Raw genomic sequence first — 7584 nt, forward strand, 5'->3', positions numbered from 1 at the left:
TATTCTGCACGTCCCAATTCTCGCTTGAGGTTTGTTTCGTAGAATTCTGGTAACATTATCATTAAATAGAGCTTGTTGCGAATGAAGGCTCTTTTTCTTTTACCACAAATTGCCACACTCTTTGTAATATAAGCATTCTAAACCATTTTGTCCCCCCGCAAGCTAAGTTTCTTAATTGCGAATGGGCAAAAAAGCGTTAGCGGAGCGGGGTGTTAGCAAGAGTGCGAATTGGTATTAGCTCCTTTGTCTAAGCTTAAAACGGGTTATATCGTACAAAAAAATACAGCCCATTCTCTTGCAATGTATTACCTTGAGTATCAACCGAAATTAAAGGAATACCCCACTCAATACCAGCAGTAAAATTATTGCCCTGCAACCAACGCAAACCCAAACCAACAGAAGCTAGAACGTTACTGTCAGTATTATTTTCATCTATATTCGACGAATTATTCCAAGCAGTGCCAACGTCAACAAAGGGGGTAACTTGCATAACTCCATCCCATTGTGGTATACGCAAAATCGGTAGCCGTAACTCAACAGAAGCAAGAGCGCCATTATCTGCTAACAGTAAATCTTGACGATACCCTCGTACACTATTGATACCGCCTAAACCAAATTGTTCCGAAGCTAGAAGTCTTGTAGAAGCCAGTTGTATATCGCCACGAATGAACAACAAAGTATCAGGAGCTAACAAACGTACCCATTGTGCTTGTCCTCGCCAAGCGAAAAAGCGGCTGTCAGGTTCGGTATTGTTGATTGTGGCATTAAATGCACCAGTTCCCAGACTAAATTGAGAACGAGCCGCAATTACTTCTTGGCTATTACGAGTGGTCCATTCCTGAAGAAATCGCAACGCAGATATTCTGGTGCGTCCTTGTTCGTCAGCCCCTGGTGAAAGTCCAGACAGGGGAACGTTCTGCTGTTCAAATAAAGAAGAGGAAATATCACTTTCTCTGCGAGAAGCAGTGATCCCCAGAGCGAATTCTTGGTTGGGAGTTTGTACTATCGGCTGACGGAATGTGAGGTCGTAATATTGAGAAGCTGATTCAATATCTAGGATATCGAAGGAACGTTCAATGACATTGGCTGATGAATTGCCATAGCTGAAGGTGAGCGTGCCATTGCGAGGATTGAGAGGCAAGCTGTAGCTGGCATCTACGGTATTACTACCGTCAGTATTACTATATGTTAACGATATACTATCTCCAAATCCTAGCAAGTTGGCTTCGTTAACTTGCAGTTGCCGTCGGAAGCTACCAACACTAGGGGAGCGACCATTGTCAAATACTGTTTCTACATTAAATGTATCTGCCTCTGTTACTTTGATAGCCAACAAATTAGAGCCAGGACGTGAGCCAGCAGATAATTCAGCAGACAAGTTTTCAATTAAAGGATTGAGTTGCAATAATTGCAGGGATTCTAGCAGGCGTTTTTGATTTAAAGGAGTGGATGCCCCTAAAGCTATACGGCTACGGATATAATTTGGGTTGAGTCGCTTAGTTCCAGTTATTTGAATATCTTCTAATTTACCTTCAATTATCTGTATTTGGACAACACCATCAGTAAGAGTTTGTTCAGGAATATAAGCTCCAGAGGTAACGTACCCCTCTTGAATATAAAGTTCAGTAATTTTGGAACGAGTCTCTGATAATTGTGCAAATGTTATCGGTTTGTTGATAAACTCAGCAAGTATCTGATTGAATTTTTTGGGGCTGAATACTGTACTACCAATCACTTCAAACTGCTTAACACTGAAAATTTGTGATGTTTCGGGAAGTGTTTCATTTGGTGTAGGTAGTGGTTGGGAAGGTTGGAGTAGTTCGGATGGAGGCGGAAGTTGCGATGGCGAAGAGGGTGTTGGTGGTGTTCTAGGTGAAGGTGGTTGGACATCCTGCGGTGGGGGAAGTTGTGGGAGCGAGGGAGAATTGTTTTGGAGTAATTGTACGCCTTCTACTGGCTGCGCTCTGCTGGGTGTAGTTGTTAGGCTACTGAGCAAAATAAGCAAGCAGGATGCCGCAAAAAGTTGAGTAACTTTAACTACCATTGCATTGAGTTGAGTTTTGCCTGAAAATACAACTTATTCTGGCGAAGAAGCAATCAATTGGCTGCCCATTGCCAAACTACAACACCAATACTGCCAATTTTGAGCTATTCCTGACATAGAACCCACCATGTTCCTCGTGGTATTTTGTCAGTTTTCTAAGTTGTAATGCTGTAAAATTGGCTCTTTAGCAATATCTTGTAAACCAATGGCATTTAATAGGTCAACCCAATCTTTATTGATAGCTGTATTCTGAGGATTAGCGCGGCGCAGTTCACCTAAATTAGTTACGGCATCATACCATATATTATTGGCCTTATAGGCAATATACTCCCTTAGTTGTGCTGCCTTCAACTGGCTAGTAAGAGCCTGAGTTAGCAACTGTTTTTCCACAAACCCATCTACATAAAAATTATCAGGTGTCTTTTGTGGATCGCTACAATAAATATGAAAATACCAATGATATTTTTTACCTGTTTTTAATAAATATTGCGCTTGTGCTGGGAGAGTAATGCTGATAACCCCTGAGTTTCCAGAAAGAGTAAGAGGTGTCCGATAGGCATTCTCCACATTTTTACCAGAGACCGCTTGTAACACGAATTCTGCGGAACGTGTAGTTTCAGGTAGTTCAGGAACATAAAACCAAAAAGTTGGATTTTCTGCAACTGTTGATGCTAAGACTGATTTTTCTCCATTACCCGGTATTAAAGCAGTAAGACGTGTTAAAGAACTAGGACACTCAGGATTCCGCCCAGCTCCTGCTCTGCGCCGACCAGTAGGTGCGCCGTTTCTGGGTAATGTCGGTTGCTGGAAGGATTGGAAATCCGAATTTTTTACAGGGTTTTCAATCGAATTAGTTAGTTGTGCCTGCACTGATTGCAAATGACTTGTTGCACTAAGAATTAGCCAAGAAATTGTGCAAGTTCTTTGAATTCTTTGGATTAGCAATTTTTTTCTAATCATGATTAAAATTTGATTTTCTTCTTTTATCAAGATGAGAATGTCTAGACCATGAAATTACAATTACTTGGGTAGTTAACACTGCTAATGCTGGGGGAATAAACGGCACCCATCCAGCTAGTATAAAAATGCCAAAACATAACCCAAATAGCGTTAAAAGTATTGCTATCACCGCTAGTCCCAAGTGCAGAGGTTTGGAATAATACCACCCTATAATACCTCCTAATAATGACCATACCCATATCCAAAATGTCTCTATCCATCCAGACCACCACCACAACAAGGGTCTGCCGTCTAAAACTGCACTGAGAATTTGACTAAGCATCTGTGCTTGTACGAACACTCCCGGTATCTGCTTTTGCTTTTGCTTTGCACTAGAACTGAATGGTGTTTTCCAATAATCGTTGGTGTTGGTAGGGGCAGAAAGACCAATAAGAATAACACGATCTCTAAGTGATTGAATTGATTCTAATGGTATTTTTTCATCTAACACATCTCTTAAACTAATTTGCTCGGCAATTTTTTCAACAGAAGGGAGAGAACTATAATTTAACAATATTTGATAACCAGATGCATCAACTTTTTGATAACCGCTAGTATGTTCCTTTAATTGCTTAAACACAACATTATCAATTTGTAAATAACCTTCTTTTGTAACGCTTGAGCTTTTTCCTTCTTTATCCAAATAATGAAGTGCTAATTGGAAATTAAAAGCATATTCTGTGGTACATAGAGATGTTGGAGGAGGAGTCAAATGTAAAAGTTGACGACGAGCAATAACTTCATCATCTGCCACAAAATCACTAAAACTTAACCGTTCCTTTGAAACTCCATCAGGTGACGGAATCCCATCACTATCACCATCATCATCAGTTGTACCAACTTTGCACACAAAAAATAGACGATTATCCTGGCTAAAACGAGTGGCTAAATTTGGATATTTGGGATTTACAACCCCATCACGGTAAATATCTAAACCGATAGTTCGCGGTTGGTACTTATTTAATTTATCTAATAATTGAGCAAGGGCTTGGTCAGATAACGACCATCGCATTTGCATACCTTTGTTGATTTGGTACTGAATATCTGCTTCATCAATAGTAATAATCAAAATTCGTTCATCAGGTTTTTCAGTCACAAACTGCGATCGCGACTGCATAAAATGGTCAAAAGCCTGTAACTCCGAGGTTTGCAGATAACCCCAATACCTTACCCCTATAACCAAGCTTGTTATTAAAAAGCTTGTAACCAATATTTTAAAAAGGCTCTTAGCAGTGAAAATCTTTCGCTGCATCTGCCAAGTCATTGTTGCTGACAAAGGATTTTGACAAATTACCGGCAACCAAGTTGCACAAGGATATTCATCTTCTATTCCTTCAAGCCTTTTTCGCGCCTCCCGTAGTGCAGAGTATAAAGATTGACCATTAGAAAATTCTGTTAAAAAATGCTTTAAAAATTCTTGTGCTACTAAGTCAGGAACTGGTTCGCGCATGACAATGACTTGAGGGATGTGTAAATCCTCTAATGCTTCTGCTAAACCTAGACCATCGCAAGAATTGAAAATTGCTAAATGTAATCCACTTTCAATTGCTTTTTTAAGTCCATGCTTTAATTTATCTAGACTAATTGTTGTGGTTTGATTGATTTGCAAAACTCCTCTTTCTTTACTATAACTATGCCCTGCAAAAAATAAAATATTCCAACCTTTATTCCAAAGTTCGTTACTTAATTTTTTCCGTTGTGGTTCTACTAAAAACTTTATTTGAGCTTGAGTTGATAATTTCTCTAAAAATTGCCGATCTTTACTAATATCAATTCCTTGGCTATTACCAAAAATAGCTAATATTTTAACTTTTTTTTCTTTATTATATATTTTCTTTGGTCGTTGCAGCTCTATAGGGCTAAGTGCTACTTCTGCATTGGGGTAGTCTTCAAAAAAGTTCCATAAATGCCAAGGTATACGTCGCAATAAATAATCGCCACTTGCAATCATAAAGCAAATTTCTTCATTTGGATTTAATTGCGTGCGTAACTTTTGCTCAATTTTGCGAAACTCCTCAGAGTTGAGCCAGAGATTAATTCTAAATGATAATTCTTCACATAAATCGTTAAATTCAACTTCCGAAAAATTTGTGACATCAGTCTCTTCAATTTCCAGACGTACAGACCAACCATAATAGTGGTAAAGAGCCGAGTATAGTATTTGCCAATTTCGATAAAGTTGGGGAATTTCTGGTGCTGCTGGTAAACTACCACGAAATTCCATCGCCCGATGATCATTTGTCAACCCAAGTTGAACTGTGACATCGGGAAAGCCTTTGTAGAGGTCTCCCTTACCCAAATTTAAAACAACTAACTTACTCATTGCATTCCGACAAAAAAATGTCAGATGAAAAAAGCCTCTTTGATTGTGAAATCGCCATTAGACACTTGTATATTAAAGCCTTCTCCAGAATACCCTCTAAATCGTTTTAATTGAATAAAATTATCATTGCTTCGTGATACAACTTCTTGCATATTTTCTCCTAATTCTGACAGTAAATTCAGCCTCAAGTTAGATGGCAAATAAGTTTTTCCCTCTAATGGATGTAATTGTACTAGTATTTCTACTTGATCTTTAGAATAAGGTGCGATCGCCATTAACAGCACGACAGATTGATTTCCAACTTGTAATCCCAAATCTATTATTTTTGCTCGTGCTACATTGCCTTCACGTTTTGATGAAATACTTCTTAAGGCAAACTTTTTATCATTTATATTGCTGAAAAGTTCTTCTAGAGCCATCCAACTATTTTCAAACAGATTTTCGAACCATTGGTTTAAGCTAACTCCTTTTTTGAGTACTTCGGATTGTTTAATTTGATGTAAATACGAGACTAAATTTTCAAGCGACTCCAAATCGCTTAAAAATATCTCACCATTATTAGTTACTCTTCTGACAAATCCTAGTATTGTAGCTGTCTTTAAAGATTCGTCCAATTGCACAGCTATATAGCCAATTCTATTTTCATAAACTTCTGGGGGAATGAAAACCGTTTGTGAGGAAGCTAACACTGGACGACACTCTAATTTCCCTAAATCTTTGACTTGAAGATCCGCAACATCCATTAAGCCTTGCATTAGGGGATTGTAGCTGAGACTAGCTTCCCACTCAGTCTCCCAACCTATGCAATGCAAATAAAACTTTACTACTGTCACTGCAAGAGTATTAGCATATACCTGTTGCCTCTTGTCAGGATTGCTATGTTTCCGAGAAAATTTTTCTGCTTGAGTGCGACATTTTAAGCCTAAAGGTATAGTAAAAGTTAAAGATTCTGATACGCTCTGCATGATTTGTTACTCTTTAATTTAAATTGCAAAATCCTGACAGTAAGTTTTAATTTTATTTGCAAATTTATTTAAACTTCGATAATAAAAGCAACTGACTGTAGGTATTTTTATATTGTATTCTGCGGCTATTTCTTTCCATGATCTGCCTAAAATTCGTTTTTGAGCCAAAACTTGAAAGTTTACTTGTGGATATTCTTTTAGGTGTTCTTTTTTGAAAATATCCTCTGGGTCTAATTTTATACATTCCATCAAAATTTCTGTAATGTCTTGTGCTTCTTCAGGAATGGCTAGATTATCTAGGTGAGCATCAGTGATGTGTGTAACGTTTTCTTGACCAAAAAATTTCTGAACTGCATCTTTGAAAAATCGCTGCTGCAAAAGAAAATTAACCCATACCATTACTGAACCGCGCTCCGAATTATATTTATCAAGATTTTGACAAACATATAGTAGAAGCTCTTGTACTGCTTCATTATAAATTTCTTCATAAATATTTACTGAAAATTGCCTCCTTTGCGGATGGCAAAGCCGACCTGATTGCACAACCGTATTAACTAGCTTTGTCAGAGCTAATTGTCGTGGTTGAGACATGTGCGGGTATTGCTGCGCTGTTGAAGCTAGTTGTTGAAGCAAAACATCTATTTCATCAAACGAGGTTTGATTCATTTAGCACTCCAAAAGTTTGCTTTCCCTCTATATTTATTTCTGGCAACAGAGGGCGAATTTTATGCAAAAGAGCTTTTATTGTTACAAAAGGTTACATTTACCTAGCTTGAAGTTTTGTAACAAAGTCCAAATTTTGCATAAAAGCCCACCTAAAAAAGCTGATAGATAAATAGAAGTACTTCAATACTTGTCTAATACTTCACGAACTACTTTGCTCATTTTTCCAACTAATAGAAATTAAATTGCGTTGCTGAATCAAAATATGAATCATGCGATCGCCTCAAGCTTGCGGGCGCTACGCGTCCGCAACGCCATTGAACCATACTTAAGATAATTTATTACTAATCGCATAGATAGTTTAAGCATTTATTCGGGCTTGGAGTAACAAAATGTTTGACAATATAAACAAGCAAAATAATGCCTGAAACGACTATTTTCTCTTTCAACTCTAGTCATGTAAGTTTTACTGACAAGGTAAACGTTCACAGGAGTTATCCTGCTACTGTAAAAAATAAGTACACGTAAATGGTAGATTAAGAGGCATGAATGAAAACTGCCTCGCCTACGGAATCGAAATTTCCGACTTA

General features: G+C 37.9%; 5 protein-coding genes. All 5 read right to left on the reverse strand.

Annotated elements, in window-relative coordinates; genetic code table 11:
• Positions 1-253: 253 nt before the first annotated feature.
• Positions 254-2044, reverse strand: a complete 1791-nt coding sequence (locus H6G97_RS40930) for a ShlB/FhaC/HecB family hemolysin secretion/activation protein (RefSeq protein WP_190946325.1) — start codon at positions 2042-2044, stop codon at positions 254-256.
• Positions 2045-2191: 147 nt separating this feature from the next.
• Positions 2192-3004: a DUF928 domain-containing protein gene (locus H6G97_RS40935; protein ID WP_190946326.1), complete on the reverse strand. Its 813-nt coding sequence runs from the start codon at positions 3002-3004 to the stop codon at positions 2192-2194.
• Entirely contained in the window at positions 2997-5366 is a 2370-nt protein-coding gene (locus H6G97_RS40940) for a CHASE2 domain-containing protein (RefSeq protein WP_190946327.1), read from the reverse strand. The genes H6G97_RS40935 and H6G97_RS40940 overlap by 8 nt, the downstream gene beginning before the upstream one ends.
• Positions 5367-5386: 20 nt before the next feature.
• The gene (locus H6G97_RS40945; RefSeq protein WP_190946328.1) at positions 5387-6331 is read right to left on the reverse strand and encodes a DUF1822 family protein; all 945 of its coding nucleotides are present in this window, start codon (positions 6329-6331) and stop codon (positions 5387-5389) included.
• An 18-nt stretch (positions 6332-6349) separates the two neighbouring features.
• Entirely contained in the window at positions 6350-6964 is a 615-nt protein-coding gene (locus H6G97_RS40950) for a sigma-70 RNA polymerase sigma factor region 4 domain-containing protein (RefSeq protein ID WP_242055915.1), read from the reverse strand.
• Between the last annotated feature and the right edge of the window lie 620 nt (positions 6965-7584).

Origin of the sequence: Nostoc flagelliforme FACHB-838, assembly GCF_014698065.1 — a bacterium.
GTDB classification, from domain to species: domain Bacteria; phylum Cyanobacteriota; class Cyanobacteriia; order Cyanobacteriales; family Nostocaceae; genus Nostoc; species Nostoc flagelliforme_B.

Excerpts from the sequence above, each read along its gene's own strand:
- H6G97_RS40930 (WP_190946325.1), bottom strand. The coding sequence starts at position 2,044 with ATGGTAGTTAAAGTTACTCAACTTTTTGCGGCATCCTGCTTGCTTATT.
- H6G97_RS40935 (WP_190946326.1), bottom strand. The coding sequence starts at position 3,004 with ATGATTAGAAAAAAATTGCTAATCCAAAGAATTCAAAGAACTTGCACA.
- H6G97_RS40940 (WP_190946327.1), bottom strand. The coding sequence starts at position 5,366 with ATGAGTAAGTTAGTTGTTTTAAATTTGGGTAAGGGAGACCTCTACAAA.
- H6G97_RS40945 (WP_190946328.1), bottom strand. The coding sequence starts at position 6,331 with ATGCAGAGCGTATCAGAATCTTTAACTTTTACTATACCTTTAGGCTTA.